The following is a 21,918-nucleotide window of genomic DNA, read 5'->3' on the forward strand; positions in this document are numbered from 1 at the left end:
AAACAAATTTTTAATATCATATCATCTCTTTTTACTGAAAATTCCTTTTAGCGTAACAAAGAGGTTAATTATAGTTCAACTACATTACGATAGGTTATCAATTATAGACGGTATTTTACAATACCGTTACTGTGCGTTTCAATGAGGTGAAAATATAACAAAAAGCTTGATAAAACAACGTTTGCAAGCAAAGTATTCGTAGGCCATTATTTTGCTTTTTCGTTATATCATATAGTATAATATTCAAAATCAGCAAGGATTTTTTCCTGAATTTTTGCTGATAAAGATGGAAAAATTTTTCGGCTTTATAGGTTGATAAAGTTATGTCGTAACAGGAAATATAAGAACAGATATATAAATAAATAAAAAGAACATAAAAACGCAAATAAAAACGAAAATGAGGGGAACTTTATGAGCCAAAATCAATTCGAATGTCGTATTTCAGAAGAAGATGTACAAATGTTAAGAGCGTTAGCTCACCCACTTCGTCTACGTCTAGTAATGGAACTTATGCAAAGAGGAACATGTAATGTAACACAACTACAGGAAGTATTAGAAATTCCGCAATCAACGGTTTCACAACATTTAACGAAGTTAAAGCAAAATAAAGTAGTGCGCTTTGAAAGACGAGGATTAGAAGTGTATTATCAAATCCATAATGATAAAGTAAGTGCGGTAGTAAAAACATTATTTTCTTAAAATTTGAATATTATGGAAAAAGACGTATGGAATATACGTCTTTTTTTATTTGTCAGAAAGGTAGCGAGAGAGTAAATATTAGCATGTGAGGAAGAAATGACTATCAATCAACATGCTGCCTTACGGAATATATTCTAAAAGGAAAAGAAAAAATAGAAAGGAGTGTAGTAAGCAAAAGGAGGGATAGTAGTATGGATGTGAAACGTGTGAAACAAATTTTATCTTCTTCAAGTAGAATTGACGTTACATATGAGGGCGTACCAGTATGGATTGAGAGCTGTGATGAGCAGAAGGGGAGTGCTCAAGTGTATGATGTATCTAATCCTGGTGAGAGCGTTCATGTGGACGTGACAGCTTTAGAGGAGAAATAATAAAAAAGACGCCTCTCAATTGAGAAGCGTCTTTTTGTTATTCCATCATATGTGCAATTTTCTTAGAGAACATAAGAAGTACTAATCCCAGTACAATTACGATAATACCGATACTTGCGAATACTTCTAAATATCCTAAAGATTGAGTGAAAGCAGCTAATTGTCCTGCTAATAAGTTTGCGCAGCCAGTACCAGCTAACCATACACCCATTAATAATGATGCTAATTTAACAGGAGCGATTGCACTTACCATAGATAATCCGATAGGTGATAAGAATAACTCACCGATTGTATGGAACATGTAAGTGAATACAATGAATAGTAAGTTTGCCTTTATTGTAATATTACTTTCATCGCTACCAGTTTTTAATACAGCTAAAGTTAGAACTAGATATCCAATTCCTAGTAAAATCATACCTAATGCCATTTTTGTTGGGATTTTCAAATCACCATTTTTTGTTTTCGAAAGTTTAATCCATAATGCAGAAACTGGTAATGCTAATAAGATAATGAATAGTGGGTTTACAGATTGGAACCAAGGTGTTGGAATTGTAAATCCACCGATTGTACGATCTACGAACTTATCTGTGTAAAGTGTTAAAGAACTACCAGCTTGTTCAAATCCTGCCCAGAAGAATACTACGAAACAAGTTAAAATTAAAATTGCAGCAGTGCGTTTTTTCTCTTGTGTTGTTAAAGGTTTTTTCTCAATTACTTTTGCATTTTTTTCTTTAGATTTTTTCCCTACAACAGTTGTTCCGATAGATCCTAAGTAACGAGGTGCTAATAAGTTAAAGGCAATCTGACCAATGATCATACCGATACAAGCTGTTAAGAATCCATATTTATAATCTGCGAAATAACCGCAAATGAATGGAGCAACAAAAGCCCCTAAGTTAATTCCCATGTAGAAGATAGTGAAGGCACTATCACGACGAGAATCGTTTTCGCTATATAATTGACCTAATAAAGTCGAAATATTTGGTTTGAAGAATCCATTACCAATAACTAATAATCCTAATCCTAAAAATAGTCCGGTTTTTGTGTTCATTGAAAATAGTACAAAGTTACCAAGTGCCATGATGATACCACCAATAGTAATGGCATGTCGCTTCGTAATGAAATGGTCAGTTAACCAACCACCGATAATCGGTGTGAAGTATACTAACATTGTGAAAATACCGTAAATTTGAACTGCAACTGCTTTATCAAATCCTAAACCGCCGCTTACTAAGCTCGTTGTTAAATAAAGAACTAATAAGCCACGCATTCCGTAATAACTAAATCTTTCCCATGCTTCTGTAAAGAACAACAAGTATAACCCTGGTGGATGTTTTTTTGGTGATTGTTGCTCTCCAGCTTTGTCTAATTTTAAAGCTGCATCCATTTTTGTTTCCCCCTAATCCTGTATAACGGATATTTATGTAATCATTTTAATTTACAAAATATTTAGAAGTCAATAGAATTATATGGAAATAGAAAGAAAATTTCTAAAAAAGTTCTATTTTTCTTCAACCGTTACTGTATTTTGCCCTGAAAACGAGATGATAAGCGTTTTCAAATGTAATAATTGAATTCTAAAAGAAAATAAAATAGTGATTAATCAGAAAATTTAGATTAAAATATTTATTCTGATATAGAGAAAATATATTCTATTTACTTTTATAATATAACATATTGGGAATAAAAATACAAAATGAAATAATGTGACACTTCAGTGAAATAGAAAATAGCCAGCACCATAGGAGGGTGCTGACTAGAGGTGTATTATTTAACAAAGCGCTTTTCGATGTCATCTAGTAATAGGTTAGCAGCAATTACACCGCCAGCTGTATTCCAAATAACATCGTCGACTTTGTATGCTTTACCATTCTTTACGGCATTTAAATTTTTAAATAGAGGATCGTTTATATATTCTTTTTCTAGTTCAGATCCTTTTTTCTCATTTCCTTTATCAAATGTGAAGTAGAATAATACGTCACCATCCATAGCAGAAATACGCTCTTTAGATACGTTACGCTCTGCAAAATCATCTTTGTTTTGATCTCCAGGACGTTTAAATCCAAGTTCTTTTAAAATAACACCAGAGAATGTATCGCCATGATAAATACGAACATCACCAGGCATGAAACGAACCATAGAGATTTCTTGATTTACTTTATCGCCAAGTTTGCCTTTTAAATCTTTCATACGTGATTCGTAATCAGCTACAACTTTTTGACCTTCTTTTTCTTTATTTAATGCTTTTGCATAAAATTTGAAGTTATCTTTCCATTCACCACGTAATGTTTCTGAGAACACAGTAGGTGCAATTGCTTTTAATTGTTCGTACACTTTTTCGTGACGCATTTTGTTACCGATAATTAAGTCTGGTTTTAAAGAAGCGATTGTTTCAACGTTAACTTGTCCTTCATCACCAACAACTTTTACATCTTTCATTTTATCCTTAATATGTGGATACCATGGGTCACCAGTCCAAGACTTTACAGCACCAACTGGTTTCACACCTAATTCAAGTAAAGCTTCAGTTCCTTCATTTGTTAAGATAACTACACGTTTTGGATTAGCAGGAACTTCTGTTTTACCCATTGCATGTTCTACAGTAACCACTTCTTTTTTATTATCTTCTTTTGTAGATTCTTCTTTGTTATTTGATTTTCCACAAGCGCTTAAAAGCATTGAAAATGCTAGTAAAAATACAAATACTGTAAACGATTTCTTCCGCATGAAATTCATTATGTACCCCCTATATGTTGAGAATATTTTTCAATAGCAAGCATGATATTAAGCCTTTATCTTTTGATTGTCAATACATATGGTTGAAAATAATTCTCATTTCCGTTGACAATGAGAATTAAGTTGAAATACACTTACAACGTATCATTATACATTGAAGGGGAAACGCTGCATGTTATTAAAAACAAATCAAGCAAAATGGATTGGATTATTTGTTGGAATCATTGCAGTCGTTATTTGTATTTGGGGAAGTATTATTTTCGGATATACAAATACGAGCTGGAAATTAGCGCTAGATGCTTTTTTCCATTTTAATGGTTCTAATGAACATATTATTATTCAAAATGTGCGCCTTCCAAGGGCACTTATAGCAGCAAGTGTTGGTGCTAGTTTAGCCATCGCGGGTTGTCTTATGCAAACTTTAACTAAGAATCCACTTGCTTCTCCAGATTTTATTGGATTAAATTCAGGTGCTGCGTTCTTCATAGTTGTAGCAATTGTAATCTTTTCAGTAACATCATTATCAGCTTTCACATGGATTGCCTTTTTAGGAGCTGCGGTTGCAGCTGTACTTGTATTTGCTTCTAGTTCTTTAGGAAAAGAAGGGACTACTCCTCTTAAGTTAACGTTAGCAGGGGTCGCAATTAGTGCGTTATTTTCATCATTAACACAAGGATTACTTGTGTTAAATGAAAAAGCACTTGAAGAGGTATTATTTTGGCTTGCTGGATCTGTGCAAGGGAGAAAGTTAGAAATTTTACAATCTGTATTCCCATATTTATTAATAGGATGGATTGCATCTCTTATGATGGCAGGGAAAGTAAATACATTGATGATGGGAGAAGACGTCGCGAAAGGACTTGGACAACGAACAATTTTAATGAAATCATTCGTGTTACTTATTATTGTACTGTTGTCTGGTGGTTCAGTTGCGGTTGCTGGCCCAATTGGATTTATTGGAATTATTACTCCGCATTTTGCGAGATTTCTTGTTGGAGTTGACCACAGATGGAGAGTGCCTTATAGCGGATTGTTAGGTGCAATACTACTAATATTGGCTGATATAGCAGCAAGATATGTCATTATGCCACAAGAAGTACCAGTAGGAGTTATGACAGCATTTATTGGAGCTCCATTCTTTATTTATATTGCACGTAAGAGAGGGCTTAGCAAATGAAGAAATATATTCCGTTTCGTATAGGAAAAGGTGAGCTCTCGTTTTTAATGTATAAACGAGCTTGTCTCGTCTTGTTAAGTTTACTAGTTGTTTTAATAGGATTATTCTTTGCGAGCGCAGGTATGGGAGACATGAAAATTGCTCCTTATGACGTATGGCAAGCAATTACCGGAAATGGCGATGCAATGTCAAATATGGTTGTAAATAAGTTTCGTATGCCACGTATTTTAATTGCTATCCTCGTAGGAATTGCGCTTGCGGTAGCGGGCTGTATTTTACAAGGGCTCGTTCGAAATCCACTTGCTTCTCCTGATATCATCGGGATTACGGGCGGGGCAAGTGTCGCAGTTGTATTATTTTTAGCGCTATTTAGTGATAAAAATAATGCGCTAACTGTAAGCATTCATTATATGCCGTTAGCAGCTTTTGCAGGAGCAACGATTGTAGCGGTTTTTGTATACTTATTTGCATGGAAAAATGATGGATTATCACCAATTATTCTCGTTTTAATTGGTGTTGGATTTTGGGCATTAACGAAGGCGGCAACAACATTATTTATGTTGTTAGCACCAATTTATCAAGCGAGCCAAGCGAATGTATGGATTACGGGTACCGTTTATGGCTCTTCTTGGCAAAATGTTATGGTACTTGCACCGTGGGTTCTCATTTTAACAGTAATATCATTTATAGCTGCTAGACATTTAAATGCGCAAGAGCTAGGGGATGATATTGCGGTAGGACTTGGTGTTCCTTTAACGAAGTCACGCGTATTCATGTTATTACTTAGTACGGCTTTAATTGGGGGAGCAGTTGCCTTCGCCGGAGGGATTGGATTTGTCGGTTTAATGGCACCTCATATTTCACGAAGGCTAGTTGGTTCTTTATACGGTGCATTGCTCCCAGTTGCAGCTATTGTCGGTGCAATTCTAGTACTTGCTGCAGATTTAATAGGGCGTACAATTTTCACACCACTTGAAATTCCAGCAGGGGTATTTACATCAGCAATTGGTGCACCTTATTTTATTTATTTACTTTATAAAAGTCGGAATTCATAAAGGGAGATGAATATGCAAAAAGCATTGGAGACGAAACGCTTGACGTTGTCTTATGGTGAAACAATTATTATTGATGAGTTGAATTTAGAAATTCCAAAAGGTGAAATTACAATCTTTATCGGTTCCAACGGTTGCGGGAAATCAACTTTATTACGTTCACTAGCTAGATTATTAAAGCCAACAACTGGTGACATTTTGTTAGATAATCAAGCTATTCAAAGTATGCAAACGAAGCAAATTGCTCGTCAAATGGCAATTTTACCGCAAGGACCGCAAGCACCAGAAGGGCTTACAGTATTGCAACTTGTAAAACAAGGACGCTATCCATATCAAACATGGCTGAAACAGTGGTCAGAAAAAGATGAGGAAATGGTACAGAAGGCACTTGCAGCAACAGGTATGACAGAATTTGCTGAGCGTGATGTGCATGCTCTTTCAGGTGGGCAGCGTCAACGTGCTTGGATCGCAATGACACTTGCACAAGATACAGATATCATTTTACTGGATGAGCCAACTACATACTTAGATATGACTCACCAAATTGAAGTGCTAGATTTATTATTCGAATTAAATGAAACAGAACAAAGAACAATTGTTATGGTATTACATGATCTGAATTTAGCATGCCGCTATGCAGATAACATTGTAGCAATTCAAGATAAACAAATATATGCACAAGGTAAACCTGAAGAAGTGGTAGATGAGAAACTAGTACGTGATGTATTCCGAATGGAGTGTCAAATTAGTACGGATCCGTTGTTTGGAACACCGCTTTGTATCCCTCACGGAAGAGGAAGACGTGTAGTTAAAGAAGTTGCTCAGGCAATGAGATAAAAAAACGATGAGTGATTCATCGTTTTTTTTATTTGGTACAAGAAAATAAGAGGAAGAGAGGAATACGTAAGCGACGTTTATACTCTTCTTCATCTTGAAAATAGGTTGGATTTGGTGTAGCTTCTTTTAATGATGTAATGGTAAATCCGGCTTGCTGTAATAATGTGAAATACTCTTCCGTTGTACGATGATATTTAATAACTTCTTGGTCAATCCATGGTTCAACCCGTTTGCCTAGTTTAAAGTAATCATCGACGAGCCAACTCGTTCTTTTACCACTTGTTTGTAAGCTTTCAAATGAAGAAGTAATAACGGGATGTTGAACGCTAAAGGTAAAGGTGCCATTTGTTTTTAAAGTTTGAAATACATTTTGAAAAATAGTATCAAGATGTTCAATATAATGTAAGGCGAGTCTAGATGTTACTAAATCAAAAGTGGAAGAGGGGTAGGTATAATCTTTGAGGTTTAAAAAATGAACAGATCCATTTTTATTTTCTAGTTGTTTTTTAGCTTTTTCATACATAAGTTCGGAGCCTTCAATGCCGGTGTAAGAGTAGCATCCCTTCTCTAATAATTCCGCGCCAAACTTAGCATCACCACAGCCTAAATCGAGAATTTGTTTTCCTTGTACATGACCAATGAGCTGAAAGAATACTGGTTTTTCAATGGATTCATTTGGGCTATTTTCTCGGTATCTTCGTTTCATATATTGTTCGAAAAATGCTGTGTTATTGTATACATCAGATTCTGTAAATGCCATGTTTGAAACCTCCCGAAATATTTTTTTAATTCTATCAAATATGAAAAGTAAATGATAGATTTATTGTAATGAATCATATATAATCTAGAATTGTAAGCGGTTACTTTAAACTATTTTTCTATAATAAATTCTGAAAACGTGTTAAGCTAGTAGAGGGATTATTAGAACTATTAAGACAATAATCCGCTTACATGAACGATGGGAGGCTTCACGATGTCTAGTAAAACACTTGCGAAATTTTTAGAAGAAAATTTAGAGGATTTAAAATCAAAGGGGCTTTATAACGTAATTGATCCGCTTGAGAGTTCAAATGGACCGATCATTACAATTGGCGGAAAAGAATATATTAACTTATCTTCAAACAACTATCTGGGATTAGCAACAGATAGCCGTTTGCAAGAAGCAGCAATTGGTGCTATTCATAAGTACGGTGTTGGAGCAGGGGCTGTTCGTACAATTAACGGTACTTTAGATTTGCATATTAAGTTAGAAGAAACAATTGCAAAGTTTAAACATACAGAAGCAGCAATTGCTTATCAATCAGGATTTAACTGTAATATGGCAGCGATTTCAGCTGTTATGGATAAAAATGATGCGATTCTTTCAGACGAATTAAATCATGCATCTATTATTGACGGTAGTCGTTTATCAAAAGCAAAAATTATTGTTTATAAACATTCTGATATGGAAGATTTACGCCAAAAAGCAATCGCGGCGAAAGAATCAGGTCTTTACAATAAATTAATGGTAATTACAGATGGTGTCTTTTCGATGGATGGAGATGTTGCAAAACTACCAGAAATTGTTGAGATTGCAGAAGAGTTAGATTTAATGACATACGTAGATGATGCACACGGTTCAGGTGTACTTGGAAAAGGTGCAGGAACTGTAAAGCACTTCGGTCTTTCTGATAAAGTTGATTTCCAAATTGGTACATTATCAAAAGCAATTGGGGTAATTGGTGGATATGTAGCAGGGAAACAAAACTTAATTGACTGGTTAAAAGTTCGTTCACGTCCATTCTTATTCTCTACAGCATTAACACCAGCTGATGCAGCAGCTTGCATGAGATCAATTGAAATCTTAATGGAAAGCACAGAGTTACACGATTGCTTATGGGAAAATGGCCGCTACTTGAAACAAGGATTAAAAGAACTTGGCTTTAACATTGGGGAAAGTGAAACGCCAATTACACCTTGTATCATTGGGGACGAAGTATTAACACAAGAATTTAGTAAACGTCTAAATGAAGAAGGTGTATACGCAAAATCTATCGTGTTCCCAACTGTAGCAAAAGGAACAGGGCGCGTTCGTAATATGCCTACAGCAGCTCATACGAAAGAAATGTTAGATGAAGCAATTCTTAAGTATGAAAAAGTAGGAAAAGAAATGGGCATCATTTAAGTAACGACATCTTTTGAATAGCTTGCAAATGAGGAGTGGGGAAAATGAAAAAAATTCTAGTAACCGGTTCTTTAGGGCAAATTGGTTCTGAACTAGTAATGAAACTTCGTGATGTATACGGCGCATCAAATGTTATTGCAACAGATATTCGTGAAACAGATAGTGAAGTAGTAACGTCTGGTCCATTTGAAACGTTAGATGTAACAGATGGACAAAAACTACATGATATCGCAAAGCGTAATGAAGTAGATACAATTATTCATTTAGCAGCTTTACTTTCAGCAACAGCAGAAAAAAATCCGTTATTTGCATGGAATTTAAATATGGGTGGACTTGTAAATGCTCTAGAAGCAGCTCGTGAATTAAACTGTAAGTTCTTCACGCCAAGTTCTATCGGTGCATTCGGTCCATCGACGCCAAAAGATAATACACCGCAAGATACAATTCAGCGTCCTACTACGATGTATGGGGTAAACAAAGTAGCAGGAGAATTACTGTGTGATTATTATCATCAAAAATTTGGCGTAGATACGCGCGGTGTCCGTTTCCCAGGTTTAATTTCTTACGTAGCTCCTCCAGGAGGCGGAACAACTGATTATGCAGTTGAAATTTATTATGAGGCGATTAAAAAAGGTGCATACACCTCATACATTGCTGAAGGAACGTACATGGACATGATGTATATGCCTGATGCTTTACAAGCGATCATTTCATTAATGGAAGCTGATCCAAGTAAGCTAGTGCATAGAAATGCATTTAACATTACAGCAATGAGCTTCGAGCCAGAGCAAATTGCAGCGTCAATTCGTAAACACATTCCGACGTTTACAATGGATTATGCAGTAGATCCAGCTCGTCAAACAATCGCTGATAGCTGGCCAAACTCTATTGATGCAACAGCAGCAATGAAAGAGTGGGGCTTTAAAGCAGAATACGATTTAGACAAAATGACAACTGACATGCTGGCTAAGTTAAAAAAAAAGCTCACAGCTGAGTTAGTGATGAATTAATAGGAAGAGTCGATTCTTAGGAATCGGCTCTTCCTCATTTTTGGAAGGAGAGAAGTCTTATGCAAAGAGTTGATGTCGTATATGCACTAATACATGACGAAGAAACAGATAAAATATTAATGGTACATAATGTAGAACAAAACGTTTGGTCATTGCCAGGTGGGGCTGTGGAAAAAGGTGAAATATTAGAGGAAGCACTAATAAGAGAAGTGAAAGAAGAGACAGGTTTAACTGCTACGTTAGGTGGACTTGTTGCGATCAATGAAAAATTCTTTGAAGAATCAGGGAATCATGCGCTATTCTTTACATTCCGAGCGAATGTAGAAAAAGGTGAACTTATTGCGGAAGATGAAGGTGAAATTTCTGCAGTAGAGTGGGTGGATCGAACAATTGCGAATGAGCGCTTCCCATACTATGACGGAGGATTTGAATATTTGTTAGAAGTAGCCATTCCATACAAGTTTCAACCAGAAACAAAGTAATTGAACGAAAAAACAGGAGCCACAAGGCTCCTATTTTCTATTCAATCGTCTTCAGTAATAATTTTTTCAGTAATGGTTTAATCTTCAGTCGTAAATCTTCAGCGTGATTTGCAACTAAGAAGTGATGGTTATAAATGTTTTTCATCAATTGATAAGTTGCTTCTTTCGCTTCGCCTTCTTCGATGAAGATACCGATTACTTCCATACCACTTTTACGCGCGAGTTTAACAGCTTCATGCGTATCTAAAATTCCGTCTTGTTGATAGTCTAGCGCAGAAGGCTCACCGTCTGTGAAGACTAGTAAGAATTTATGTTTCTCAGGTCTTTTGGCAAGCTTTTCAGAAACGATACGAATAATATATCCGTCGCGGTTATCTTCTTCTTCACGAAGTTGCATAATTTCTGGACCAACGTTTGGTAACGTTGAGTTTTTATAATTTACAACTTCATGGATAACGTTCGGCTTATCTTCAGGTTTAGCGCTAGAGGCATCTTCCCAAAATCCGCTAATAGCGTGCGGGATTTTTAAAGATTTTAAAGCTTCATGGAATAGTACAACACTCTTCTTCGTTTCTTCCATTTTGTTATACATAGAACCAGAACAGTCAACTAATAGTTGGAATGCAACGTCGAGCTCTTGTGATTCTTGCCCTTTTTTATAAAACATGCGAGGCTGCTTTTCAGTATAAATACGAAGGAATTTCTTACGAAGTCTTCCGTAATATTTATCACTATTTGCATTCGTTTTATTTTCAATCGTTTTTTCGATAATTTTCTTTAATTCTTTTACATCTTTATTAACGACTGATTTGATAGCTTGGTAATCCTTTTTCTCATCAGGATTTGGTTTACGTGCTTCTTTAAATGTATGAGAAGCGCCAGTGTTATATTTACCATATGCACCATCATTTTGACTAGAAGCGTGTGAAGCCCTTGCTTCTTCTGTATCAGCGCCATCAAAGTTGGATTGTGTACTTTTTTGAGAAGTACCTTGTACAGAACCAAGTGCTTGGTCGCCATCTTCTGATTCACGAGCAGTATCGCCCATCATGTTTGTTTTTGTTCCGCTTTCTAATTCAAAGCGTAAAAAGTTCTCGTTTTCGTTATTTTTATTTTCACGATGCCATGTGGAGAAACTTTCATCCATTTTGTTTTTATTTTCATCGTCATCTATAAGCTGCGTATCATCATTTGCTAAATCTTCGACGCGACAGTTCTTTTCGTCTGCAAGAACAGATAAATAAAGCGGTGCATGTCCGAAATAGTTGTTAAGCATATCACTTTCAAGAAGCTCCTCTAAGCGGTAGCGAATTTTCTCAACGATATACATAATATCTTCCGTATTACGAGCTTGGAATGTTTCATGCAAAATAGCTTCAATTTGTTCGAAATATTCATTATTAAACATTTCATATTTATCGCTCGTTAATGAAAGATAGCATAGGCAAAATAGACGATCACCGTGATAGTTACGAACGCGATTGATTTCATTTTGTGAGCTAAAGTAATTGCGATACATTTCTTTTCTTCTTTTAAAAACATGCTTCGTGCCAGGACGTAAGTTCTTTACAATTTCCTCAACGCGTAAATCTTCTAATAGAACAAATAATTGTGTTAAAAACTTTTTTAGGGGCGATTCTTGCAATTCAATCGCATAAGAACGAATTAAAGTCATGTCCGAGTAATGTTTATTACCAAGTGCTTTTAAGAACACTTCGCTTTTTAATCCGATTACTGTATCTTCTTCTTTTCGATCATCCCAAAAGTGACTAATGACAACTTTCTTTTCAATTTCGTCGTAGTATGCTTTATAGCCATATTCAAGATAGGCATCGTCTTCTTTTAGAAGGGCATACATTAAGTTTTCCATTTGTAGAAACAGCGACGCATCAATTTTTTTGTCACTAAAAATTTGTCTCATAAATTATCCCTCAAAGAAATAACTTTCTGCTAATTCACGGACAGTCATTTGTTCTGTTTCATCATTAAGTTTTGCAATTATGCTTCGTTCAATCGCTCGCATAACAGGAATATATACACCTAAATCACATGCGTCGATAATGCCACGAATACTTGCCGCTTCTTCACTTACACGTCCATCGCGAGCTAAAGGCATAAGGTCGCTTGCAAAGGCAACGAACTTTTCAATTGTTGCAACATCTTTTAATTTTGATTCTGCTAATAATAATTCTTTTAATGTATCACCTTGAATGTAAGGAACTTCAATAATAACGAAACGGTTTTTTAACGCTTCGTTTAGTTCACTTGTTCCAACGTAACCTTCGTTAATCGCAGCAATTACACGGTATTCGTCATCACCGTATACAACCTCTTGTGTAAATGGGTTTGTGATCATTTTACGGTAATCTAATGCGCCGTGAAGAAGTGGTAACGTTTCAGGTTTTGCCATATTGATTTCGTCAATATATAGGAAGTGGCCGTTCTTCATTGCTTTCATAAGAGGACCGTTAACGAATGAAACTTCAGATGCACCATCTTTCGTTTGTAGTGTGTTGTATCCTAAAATACCCTCTACATCTAAGTCGACAGAGCAGTTAATGCTATGCATTGGTTTTTGGAATAAAGAAGAAAGAGTTTCCGCTAGTACTGTTTTACCACTACCAGTCGGTCCTTTTAATAGAATGTTCTTGCCAAGAAGAAGTGCTGTAATCGCATCTTCAATAATGCTATTATCAGACGCTTTATATATTTTCGTTCCGATTAAATGTGCATTTTCACCAGCTTCTTGCTTATTCTTTTCATGAATCGTAGAAAGCTGTTGTTTTAAATCAGCATGTATATGAAATTGTTCTAACATGTATTTCCCACCTAACATTATTTTCATAAAGTAATACATCTTATGATAACTTGTTTTAATATGGTATGCAAAGAAAAGGAAGGAGGATAAAGGGAAAAGAAAAAGCAATCAAGATGAAGTTGATTGCCTACAGTAAAGGAGAAATGAGCCTCATGAAAGACTCCAATATGCGTTTTTTTATACTTCTTTTTTGGAAAGAGTTCCATTTAATTTCAGTTGAATGTTTAAAATCTTCTTCAAAATCACGTTTAATATCGTGAACTGTTTTTGATTCATAAAGTACACTAATAATTTCGTAATTCAATTCAAAGCTACGTACATCCATGTTCGCTGTTCCAATAGTTGCAATTGTATCATCAACGAGTACAATTTTTGCATGCATAAAACCATCTTTATAACTGTAAATAGAAGCACCAGCTTTTAAAAGCGGAGTGAAATAGGATTGAGATGCTTGATCACTAATGATGCTATCACTTTTACCTGGATATAAAATCCGTACATCTATTCCGGCAATTGCACTTAAGCGTAATAATGTTAAAGTTTCTTGATCTGGAATAAAGTAGGGTGTAGCGATCCAAATGGATTTTTTTGCAGAACCCATAACAGCTAATAATGTATTACGAATACTTTTATCATCGGAGCTTGGTCCGCTTGCTACGATTTGAACAGCACCTTCTGCATTTGAAATCTCTTTACCTGGGAAGTATTGTCTATTCATGAATTGATCCCAGGAATAAGTATTTAAACCACTAGAGGCATAGAGCCAGTCTTCTAGAAAGATTGCTTGTAATTTATATAATGCTTTTCCTTCTATTTTTAAATGACTATCACGCCAAACAGGAAATTTCTTGGAACGGCCAAGATATTCATCACCGACATTGAGTCCTCCGGTAAAACCAATTTCGCCATCTACAATAACAATTTTTCGATGGTTACGATAATTGACAGTTTCAAGTAACCAAGCTGAAAAAATAGGGTCAAATTCTACAATTTCAATCCCAGCTTCTTTCATAGGGTGCAAAAATCGTCGTCTTAACGTATTACTTCCAAGGCCATCATAAAGGAAGCGTACAATAACACCATCTTTTGCTTTTTGTATTAAAGCATCTCGAACTTTTGTACCAATTTCATCAGATTTATAAATGTAGTATTGAATATGTATATGATGTTTTGCTTGCTCTATAGCTCGCAAAATTTCTGAAAATGTTTGATCTCCGTTTGTTAAAAGTTTTGTAGTTGTTTTATCTGCAGCAGGACCGCCTCCAAATTTTTGTATGACTTCTGTTAAATGTATGGAACGTTCATTTAGTGGGACTGTGAGTAATAACTCTAGTCTTCTTCCTTCTAATATTTCACGGAATAATTTTCTTTGTTCTTCTGAACGATGGAGATGTTTTTTTCTTCTCCAGCGGCTGCGCCCGAAAATAGCGTATAATAGCACACCTATAATAGGAAGAAGTGCTAATACTAAAAACCATGCTAATGTACTTTGTGGAGATCTATTTTCTATAAAAATAACGAATGAAATTCCTACGATTGTGATGGACCATAGAGCACCGACAAATGTATATAACGAGATATACGATGTATTTAATAGGAACAGAACGATAGATACAATTGTAAATATTAATAGTAATTGAACGATAGGCTTCTTCATTTCTATATAATTCCCCTAATCTTTTTTCAATATAGACTTCTTAAATAGAAGATGTAATATGACATCTTTATTATAAGGTGTTTTGCTTTTTTTACAAAATATAGACATTTCACCTATACTTTCCGCATTTGTCCTACATACAGTGTACTATCCCATTTTTTATCCCACTCTTAACGCATATGAAAATGAAAAAATCGAAAAGGAGCGGAGAAACATGAATTATATAGAAAATAATGGATTGTATTATCGAAATCATCATGGAGGACACAATCATGGTGGGCACAATCATAACGGTGGACATCATCACCATGGAGGACACAATCACTATGATCACCATCATCATCACGGAGGCGGATGGGGCTGGGGTGGTAGTTCATGGGGAGGCGGATTTTTCCCTGGAAGCTTTGCAGGAGGAGTGTTAGGCGGACTGACAGCTGGTGCATTAACAGGTGCAACAAGTGGAGGGTATTATCCGGCTCCATATCCAGTAGCTTATCCGTCGCCATACCCTGTAACGTATCCAATGCCATACCCAGGTTATCAGCAAATACCATATTCGTATTAAACTAAAAAAGAGGCTATCCTCTTTTTTAGTTTAATACGGTATTTATTTATAAAATACTTCCAAAATTAAGGTGAAAATATGTTAATATTTTGTTATTGTAATTCAAAAACATATACATTGATGTAGAGTTTTATATTATTATTCGTGAATAGTTATGTAGTATGTTCTAATTTCTATTTCGTTATTAAAAACAAAGAGATCAGATATGAGTGGTATTAGTTGGAAACAAGGCTTGCATAGAGCCACTTAAAGGGATTGCAGTATAATAAGGTACGAAATAATTAGGGAGATGAGAAGCTACTATTTATAATTAGAACGGTATAATATTGCTTTTTATTACAAATAATATTATGTTATTTTAATCGGTCTATTTAAAAAGATAATTTATGTAATGGGCTAGTATTAGAAAATGAAATATCTCTATTTCTATGAAGAGAAACAGGTTGTGTTTTAGTCAGATAGAAGCAAGGAGAGATGCGCATGCTAGAACAGAGAGGTCATGCATTATATGACTCTTCATTGCGAGATTTAAAGTTAGCATTAGATGAGTCTTCAATTGTTGCAATTACAGATCGAAAAGGTCTTATTACATATGTAAATGATAAATTTTGTGAAATCTCTAAATACAAAAGAGAAGAATTAATTGGAAAAGATCACCGTATTTTAAATTCAGGACATCATCCAAAAACCTTTTTTCAAGACTTATGGAAGCGTATTTTGAATGGGAAAGTATGGACAGGTGAGATTCGGAATCGAGCAAAAGATGGTACATATTATTGGGTCAAAACAACAATTGTTCCATTTTTAAATGAAAAAGGAGAGCCATACCAGTTTATCGCAATTCGAAATGATATTAGTAGTAGAAAAGAAGCGGAACATAGATTGCGGCTAAGTGAAAGTCGTTATAGGGAACTTGCCTATCATGATGCTTTAACGAGTTTGCCTAACCGTTTACAATTAATAACGACCGTTAACGAATTGATTGCAGATAAAAAAGAATTTGGTATGATTTACTTTGATTTGGACCGTTTTAAATTAGTAAATGATACATTAGGTCATATGATAGGGGATTTACTTTTAAGTGAAGTTGCTTCAAGGTTGCATTATGTACTAGGAGAGAAAGATGTTCTGGCTAGGCTAGGTGGCGACGAATTTGTGCTGTTAACAAAAAATCATAGACAAGATGATATGAGTCAGTTAGCGACATCTGTGTTGTCATGTTTTCAGGCACCATTTATGCTGGAAGGCCATGAAGTATACATTTCAGCTAGTCTAGGACTTTGTTCTTATCCACAAGACGGACAAGATGTGGAAACGTTATTGAAAAACTCTGACTTAGCTATGTATAGTGCAAAAGAACAGGGGAGAAACGCTGCGTGTTTCTTTACAGATGAGCTACGCGCGAAAATAAATCGTAGAATGAAAGTTGAGTTTGCTTTGCAAAAGGCAATTCGTGATGAAGAGTTAGATGTAGCATTGCAGCCTATTATTGATTTGAAAACGAAGAGATATTCTGGTATAGAAGCTCTAGTACGTTGTATGACAGAAGACGGACCTATTTCACCAAGCGAATTTATCCCTGTAGCTGAAGAGTCTGGACTTATTATAAAACTAGGAGACTGGGTATTAGAAAAATCATGTCGCTTGTTTAAAACATTGCCGAATTATCAAGAAGGACTAAAGTTATCTGTGAATTTATCTATACAACAATTAATGCAGAAACGTTTTATTTTATCAGTACGTAGCATTTTAAAGAGAACTGGTTTTCCTCCGAACCGTTTAATATTAGAAATAACGGAAAGTATTGCAGTCCGCCATTTTGATTATATTATTGCTACATTACAAGAATTAAGAAATATGGGTGTTTTAATTGCTTTGGATGATTTCGGAACTGGCTATTCTTCCTTATATTATTTAAAACAACTACCACTGGATATTGTAAAAATTGATCGTAATTTTATTCGTGAATTTCATTATGATCACGCACAACCAGAACGAACGATTGTAAAATCCGTTATTGAAATTGCTCATAGTTTAAATTTAGCAGTAGTTGCTGAAGGAGTAGAAACAGTAGAGCAAGAGAGTTTGTTACAATCAATGAGCTGTGATTATGTACAGGGATTTTATTATGCGAAACCTTTATCTGTAGGAGAGCTAAAAGAAAAGTTAATTACAGATTTTTAATAAAAAAGAGAAGCCAGCAGCTTCTCTTTATTTAATCCGTTTTTTGTGAGTCTTTCATTAGTACTGGATAAAGAATAAGACCTAATACGAACAATCCAATTCCTAAGAAGAATGTTTTTAAATCAGCAGTTCCCGTTTTGATAACCCAAATGGAGTATATCAACGCTAATGTAGTAATGATTCCATCTTTTACTCGAGATCCTGGCAGTATATCATACGTTTCTCCTGTAATAACTAATTTTAATTGGTACAAGGTAGAAACAAGGTATGGAATTAAATAGGCTAATGTTGCTACGACGATAGCGAAACTATACGCTTCTGAAACAGTACCAGAAATCGTTGAAAATAAGAAAATTTGCGTCATTACATTTGTAATCAATAATGATTTTGAAGGACTACCTTTTTTATTTGTTTTCCCGAAAAACTTAGGGAAAAGTCCATTTTTTGCTGCCTGGTAAGGTACCTCTGAACTAACAACAATCCAGCCAACTGTAGATCCAAATAAAGATATAAGAGCGAGTAAAGCCATTATATATGCACCTTTATTTCCAATTGCTAAATTTAATGCGTCTACTAATGGTTTTTGAGACTCTTTTAAAGCATCTTGCGGAAGAGCTCCCATTGTAAGTAAAGTAATTGACATGTAAATAAGAAGAGCGATAATTAATCCGAAAATCGTAGCTTTTTTTACATCGCGCTGTGATTTTGCACGATTAGAAAGCATAACTGCTGATTCAATACCGATAAATGCCCAGAGTGTTGCAATAGCAGCTGAATTGATTTGTCCACCTAATGAGATTGATTGTCCTGCTTCATTCATAAAGGTTTGACCGTCTCCGAAATTAGAGGCGTTGAAAATGAATAATGTAATTACAATAAACATTGTAAATCCAATAATTTTTGCAATGGTAGCAAGTAGATTCATGTTTCCAGCTCGATCAATATTTTGAGAAAGAATATATTGAATTCCCCACAGCATAAGGCTACATACGAGGAAAGTTAATCCTTTTCCGAGTTCCAGTGAAAATCCATTTATTGAAAAAAGAATTTGCTTACTTTGTAAAACTGGAAAGAATGTTGATAAATATCCAGCAAAGGAAATAATAACAGATGCTGTTGCAGCCCAGTTAGCAGCCCAATATCCCCATGCCATACTATATCCTGCAACTTTACCAGCTTTTTTTGAAGGAAACATCGCTTGAGCATAGCTTTGTGGTCCAGCTTTTAATTCTGGTTTCCGAACCGCTAAATTTCCAAATACAAGTGCAATCATAAATACGCCAAGGCCTGTAATACTCCATGCGAGTGTAGAACCCATTGGCCCTGATACTTGTGCTAAATTTGCTGGAAGCATAAATACGCCACCGCCAACCATATTCCCGATAACAAATGCTGTTAAAACCCATAATCCCCATTTTTTCGTTTCCATTTTTGTTAACTCCTTTGTAGTAAGTTTTGCTTAAACATCATTTTTTACTAGCTTTTTGACAATAAAAAAAGAGCCATGTAGATAAAAAAATACCTACATGGCTCTTTCGCCAAAGCGTAGGTACAACGGGAATAACCCTTGTACCTACGCGTAATTTTTCCGCTAGGTTTCAAGGGTTACGTATGATGATGATGTTTTTGTGCAAATGTAACTACAGTTGTTGTATAAGTAAGCATAGTTCTTTGCTCCCTTTCTCCTCTGATTTTGAAGTTAGTATACTACATGTTTTTTTGAATGAAAAGAAAAATATAAAAATTTTTATAAAAATACGTTTTAAAGATTAAATATTTACCTATATTTTTCTTGTACTGGAAAATAAGTGAGAGATTGGCAGAAGAGTGAAGCATGTTATAATACATATAGAATTAGAAGGTGACAAGGGGCTATTGTAGATGATGAGTAAGTATGAACAAATTTATACAGAAATCAGTAAATCTATTGATAATAAACAATTAAAAGAGGGATGCAAAATCCCATCAGAAACAGAATTAATGAAGCAGTATGAGGCAAGCCGAGGCACGGTAAGAAAAGCTGTAGATTTACTGCAAGAGCGTGGATATGTGCAAAAAATTCATGGAAAAGGTGTTTTTGTTTTAAAGCGAAAAAATATTGAATTTAATTTTGGCGGTATTGTAAGTTTCCAAGAAGAAAATGAACGTTTGGGACGTCATTGTATTACGGAAGTTGTGGAAATGGACAAAGAAAAAGCCACAAAAGAAATTGCGAAATTATTAAATGTAAAAGAAAAAACAGAGATTGACCATATTAAACGTGTACGAAATATTGATGGAGAAAAAGTAATTTTAGATATAAATCATTTTGTATCTGAGTTTATTCCAGGATTAACGAAAGAAATTGCAACTGCATCGATTTATAAATACATCGAGAAAGAGCTTGGGCTACATATTAGTTATTCGCAGAGGGTAATAGAAGTACAGCCATGTACAGAGGATGACAGAAAGTATTTAGATTTAAATGGAACAGACTATGTTGTCGTTGTGAAAAATTTTACACATTTGTATGATGGAAGTCAGTTTGAATATACAGAATCACGCCACCGTTTAGATATTTTTCACTTTTCGGATGTGGCACGCAGGAAGTAAAGAGGTGGAACAAAATATTGTTTCATCTCTTTTTTTTATAAAAAAAACACAAACTCGTATATACGAGTGTTGACTAACTTATATATACGAGTTAATATGTAATTGTAAACGGTATCAAAAAAAGAAAAGAGGGACGGGAATATGGGGAAAGACTATCGTAAAACAGCAGAGGAAGTGTTGCAGTATATTGGTGGGAAAGACAATATTGAACAAGCTGCACATTGTGTGACGAGGCTCCGTATCGCTTTAAAAGATGAAAGTAAAATAGATAATGATAAATTACAGTCTGTTTCATTAGTGAAAGGAGCGTTTCATAACGCTGGTATATTTCAAATTGTAATTGGTCCAGGGGATGTAGATCGTGTTTACGCTGAATTGATAACGCTTGCAGGTATGAAAGAATCGACTGTAGCGGACGTAAAAGACTCTGGAAATCAGAAGTTAAATCCAGCTCAAAAGTTTGTGAAAATATTTTCGGATGTATTTATGCCGATATTACCAGCGATCGTAACAGCTGGTTTACTAATGGGTATTAACAATCTATTAGGCGCAAAGGACTTATTTTTTGATGGGAAAAATTTATTAGATGTTTATCCGAACTTAGGCGGGCTTTGGGATTTAATTAATATGATGGCCAATACAGCATTCGTATTCTTACCAGCACTTGTCGGTTGGTCAGCAACGAAGCGTTTTGGTGGTAGTCCAATACTAGGGATTGTTATGGGATTAATGCTTGTGCACCCGGCCTTATTAAACGCTTGGGACTATGGAAAAGCAGCGACTGGTTTAGAGGGTCAAAAGATTGAGTACTTCAATATTTTAGGACTATTCCAAATTGAGAAGGTAGGATATCAAGGACAAATTTTACCTGTTTTAGTAGCAGCATTTGTATTAAGTAAAGTGGAAATTTTCTTAAAGAAACATGTACCAAATGCAATTCAATTATTAGTTGTACCAATTACAACAATCGTTGTGACAGGTGTGTTAGCACTAGGAATTATCGGTCCGGTTACACGTCATATTGGAGATTTATTAACAGTAGGATTAGTAGGTGTATATGAAACAGTACCAGTAGTTGGAGCAGTATTATTTGGAGCGTTATATGCACCGCTTGTAATTACAGGTATGCATCATATGTTTATTGCAATTGATTTACAATTGATTGCACAACATGGCGGGACATTTATTTGGCCGATGATCGCTCTTTCTAACATTGCGCAAGGTAGTGCGGCACTTGCGATGTTCTGGATTTCTAAAAATCAAAATGATAAAAGTATGGCATCAACATCAGCCATTTCAGCATACTTCGGTATTACAGAACCAGCGATGTTTGGGGTGAATTTACGAAATAAGTTCCCGTTCTATGCAGCGATTATAGGATCTGCTGTGGCAGCGATATTCATTACATTAAATGGTGTATTAGCGCCTGCTATCGGAATTGGCGGATTGCCAGCATTTATTTCTATCATTCCGAAATCGATTCCAATGTTTATTGTAGGAATGATTATTGCAGTTGTAATCCCATTTACTTTAACATGGTTATTTGCAAAAAGAGTCAAACAGAAGTAGGAGGA

Annotated in this window: 19 protein-coding genes; 12 read left to right on the forward strand and 7 right to left on the reverse strand. The window is 35.2% G+C overall.

The annotated features are described in order from the left end of the window. The first annotated feature begins 411 nt into the window (after positions 1 to 411). Both ACTL4X_RS03185 and ACTL4X_RS03190 read left to right on the forward strand, forming a co-directional pair. Positions 412 to 699 carry an ArsR/SmtB family transcription factor gene (locus ACTL4X_RS03185; protein WP_000081428.1) on the forward strand — a complete coding sequence of 96 codons (288 nt, stop codon included), beginning with the start codon at positions 412 to 414 and terminating at the stop codon, positions 697 to 699. A 191-nt stretch (positions 700 to 890) separates the two neighbouring features. After that, on the forward strand, positions 891 to 1,070 hold the full coding sequence (locus tag ACTL4X_RS03190) for an acid-soluble spore protein H (RefSeq protein ID WP_000382679.1): 180 nt from the start codon (positions 891 to 893) through the stop codon (positions 1,068 to 1,070). Between the two features lie 37 nt (positions 1,071 to 1,107). Here ACTL4X_RS03190 and ACTL4X_RS03195 read toward each other — a convergent pair whose 3' ends face one another. Both ACTL4X_RS03195 and ACTL4X_RS03200 read right to left on the reverse strand, forming a co-directional pair. Next, positions 1,108 to 2,457: a peptide MFS transporter gene (locus ACTL4X_RS03195; protein WP_000338317.1), complete on the reverse strand. Its 1,350-nt coding sequence runs from the start codon at positions 2,455 to 2,457 to the stop codon at positions 1,108 to 1,110. A gap of 380 nt (positions 2,458 to 2,837) precedes the next feature. Next, the gene (locus ACTL4X_RS03200; protein WP_001010276.1) at positions 2,838 to 3,806 is read right to left on the reverse strand and encodes an ABC transporter substrate-binding protein; all 969 of its coding nucleotides are present in this window, start codon (positions 3,804 to 3,806) and stop codon (positions 2,838 to 2,840) included. 172 nt (positions 3,807 to 3,978) lie between these two features. Here ACTL4X_RS03200 and ACTL4X_RS03205 point away from each other — a divergent pair, with 172 nt between their 5' ends. The 3 genes from ACTL4X_RS03205 to ACTL4X_RS03215 are packed head-to-tail and all read left to right on the forward strand — an operon-like array spanning position 3,979 to position 6,872. Further along, complete coding sequence (locus ACTL4X_RS03205; RefSeq protein WP_000925211.1) at positions 3,979 to 4,983, forward strand: FecCD family ABC transporter permease; 1,005 nt, start codon at positions 3,979 to 3,981, stop codon at positions 4,981 to 4,983. After that, positions 4,980 to 6,038, forward strand: a complete 1,059-nt coding sequence (locus ACTL4X_RS03210; RefSeq protein ID WP_000760056.1) for a FecCD family ABC transporter permease — start codon at positions 4,980 to 4,982, stop codon at positions 6,036 to 6,038. Before ACTL4X_RS03205 ends, ACTL4X_RS03210 begins: the two co-directional genes overlap by 4 nt. Positions 6,039 to 6,050: 12 nt before the next feature. Beyond that, positions 6,051 to 6,872: an ABC transporter ATP-binding protein gene (locus ACTL4X_RS03215; RefSeq protein WP_001167962.1), complete on the forward strand. Its 822-nt coding sequence runs from the start codon at positions 6,051 to 6,053 to the stop codon at positions 6,870 to 6,872. A gap of 28 nt (positions 6,873 to 6,900) precedes the next feature. Here ACTL4X_RS03215 and ACTL4X_RS03220 read toward each other — a convergent pair whose 3' ends face one another. Next, positions 6,901 to 7,632 (reverse strand): class I SAM-dependent DNA methyltransferase, encoded by a 732-nt coding sequence (locus ACTL4X_RS03220; protein WP_000885972.1) that lies wholly within the window; start codon positions 7,630 to 7,632, stop codon positions 6,901 to 6,903. A gap of 213 nt (positions 7,633 to 7,845) precedes the next feature. Between ACTL4X_RS03220 and ACTL4X_RS03225 the strand changes: the two genes are divergently transcribed. The 3 genes from ACTL4X_RS03225 to ACTL4X_RS03235 are packed head-to-tail and all read left to right on the forward strand — an operon-like array spanning position 7,846 to position 10,528. Further along, complete coding sequence (locus ACTL4X_RS03225) at positions 7,846 to 9,036, forward strand: glycine C-acetyltransferase (protein WP_086692370.1); 1,191 nt, start codon at positions 7,846 to 7,848, stop codon at positions 9,034 to 9,036. Positions 9,037 to 9,080: 44 nt separating this feature from the next. Further along, complete coding sequence (locus ACTL4X_RS03230; protein WP_000723125.1) at positions 9,081 to 10,046, forward strand: L-threonine 3-dehydrogenase; 966 nt, start codon at positions 9,081 to 9,083, stop codon at positions 10,044 to 10,046. 59 nt (positions 10,047 to 10,105) lie between these two features. Beyond that, positions 10,106 to 10,528, forward strand: coding sequence for an NUDIX hydrolase (locus ACTL4X_RS03235; RefSeq protein ID WP_001189941.1), 423 nt, complete (start codon positions 10,106 to 10,108; stop codon positions 10,526 to 10,528). Positions 10,529 to 10,565: 37 nt separating this feature from the next. Here ACTL4X_RS03235 and ACTL4X_RS03240 read toward each other — a convergent pair whose 3' ends face one another. The 3 genes from ACTL4X_RS03240 to ACTL4X_RS03250 all read right to left on the reverse strand — a co-directional run bounded on the left by ACTL4X_RS03240 (position 10,566) and on the right by ACTL4X_RS03250 (position 15,003). Further along, a complete protein-coding gene (locus tag ACTL4X_RS03240; RefSeq protein WP_001248875.1) occupies positions 10,566 to 12,449 on the reverse strand; it encodes a vWA domain-containing protein in 1,884 nt (627 codons plus the stop codon). A 3-nt stretch (positions 12,450 to 12,452) separates the two neighbouring features. After that, positions 12,453 to 13,346: an ATP-binding protein gene (locus tag ACTL4X_RS03245; RefSeq protein WP_000892971.1), complete on the reverse strand. Its 894-nt coding sequence runs from the start codon at positions 13,344 to 13,346 to the stop codon at positions 12,453 to 12,455. 127 nt (positions 13,347 to 13,473) lie between these two features. After that, positions 13,474 to 15,003, reverse strand: a complete 1,530-nt coding sequence (locus ACTL4X_RS03250) for a cardiolipin synthase (protein WP_000743025.1) — start codon at positions 15,001 to 15,003, stop codon at positions 13,474 to 13,476. A 214-nt stretch (positions 15,004 to 15,217) separates the two neighbouring features. Between ACTL4X_RS03250 and ACTL4X_RS03255 the strand changes: the two genes are divergently transcribed. Beyond that, positions 15,218 to 15,568: a cobalt transporter gene (locus tag ACTL4X_RS03255; protein ID WP_075718951.1), complete on the forward strand. Its 351-nt coding sequence runs from the start codon at positions 15,218 to 15,220 to the stop codon at positions 15,566 to 15,568. Positions 15,569 to 16,048: 480 nt separating this feature from the next. Beyond that, positions 16,049 to 17,752 carry a putative bifunctional diguanylate cyclase/phosphodiesterase gene (locus ACTL4X_RS03260; protein WP_000893345.1) on the forward strand — a complete coding sequence of 568 codons (1,704 nt, stop codon included), beginning with the start codon at positions 16,049 to 16,051 and terminating at the stop codon, positions 17,750 to 17,752. Between the two features lie 31 nt (positions 17,753 to 17,783). Here ACTL4X_RS03260 and ACTL4X_RS03265 read toward each other — a convergent pair whose 3' ends face one another. After that, complete coding sequence (locus tag ACTL4X_RS03265) at positions 17,784 to 19,181, reverse strand: amino acid permease (protein WP_000448469.1); 1,398 nt, start codon at positions 19,179 to 19,181, stop codon at positions 17,784 to 17,786. Between the two features lie 452 nt (positions 19,182 to 19,633). Between ACTL4X_RS03265 and treR the strand changes: the two genes are divergently transcribed. Next, entirely contained in the window at positions 19,634 to 20,344 is a 711-nt protein-coding gene (gene treR / locus ACTL4X_RS03270) for a trehalose operon repressor (RefSeq protein WP_000987242.1), read from the forward strand. 141 nt (positions 20,345 to 20,485) lie between these two features. Further along, positions 20,486 to 21,913 carry a PTS system trehalose-specific EIIBC component gene (gene treP, locus ACTL4X_RS03275; protein ID WP_000513935.1) on the forward strand — a complete coding sequence of 476 codons (1,428 nt, stop codon included), beginning with the start codon at positions 20,486 to 20,488 and terminating at the stop codon, positions 21,911 to 21,913. Positions 21,914 to 21,918: the final 5 nt, after the last annotated feature.

It is taken from the genome of Bacillus sp. RE35, assembly GCF_052146655.1.
Taxonomy (GTDB): domain Bacteria; phylum Bacillota; class Bacilli; order Bacillales; family Bacillaceae_G; genus Bacillus_A; species Bacillus_A cereus.